Source organism: Shigella sp. SIG6 (genome assembly GCF_053555815.1).
This window is the reverse complement of the sequence record NZ_JBQZXC010000325.1, coordinates 1-442: the sequence shown is the minus strand read 5'-3', so window position 1 is coordinate 442 and position 442 is coordinate 1. Positions and strand designations below refer to the sequence as shown.

Sequence of the window (442 nt, the reverse complement as noted above, 5' to 3'; positions counted from 1 at the left end):
ACATCCTGTCCTGTCAGCAAGCTCGAATTACCGACAAAGGCACAGCAGTTTTTTGGCAGTTACAGTGTTGTCTGACAGAAATGCCCGTCAAAAAGCCAGGCGGCAGAATAGCGGCAGCAAAACAGTCGAAAAGTGGTACGCGATATAATCACATAACGCAGATGACAGACAGAACGGAGAAAACGAAAAGATGAACAAGCAGCAGCAAACCGTACTCAACATGGCGGGATTCATAAAAGGCCAGAGCCTGACGCTGCTCGAAAAACTGGACGCACTCGATGCTGACGAGCAGGCCACCATGTGTGAGAAGCTGCACGAACTCGCAGAAGAACTCCAGAACAGCATACAGACACGCTTTGAAGTAGAAAATAGCACAGAGAGATAACGCTCAGGACAGGATGCCGAACGGCACAACAGAGCGTAAGGAGAAAATGTCACATAA

1 protein-coding gene is annotated in these 442 nt (G+C 48.6%); it reads left to right on the top strand.

Annotated features, from left to right (window positions below):
* Positions 1-190 precede the first annotated feature (190 nt).
* A complete protein-coding gene (locus ACUU1M_RS20635) occupies positions 191-385 on the top strand; it encodes a Rop family plasmid primer RNA-binding protein (protein ID WP_001041639.1) in 195 nt (64 codons plus the stop codon).
* The last annotated feature ends 57 nt before the right edge of the window (positions 386-442 follow it).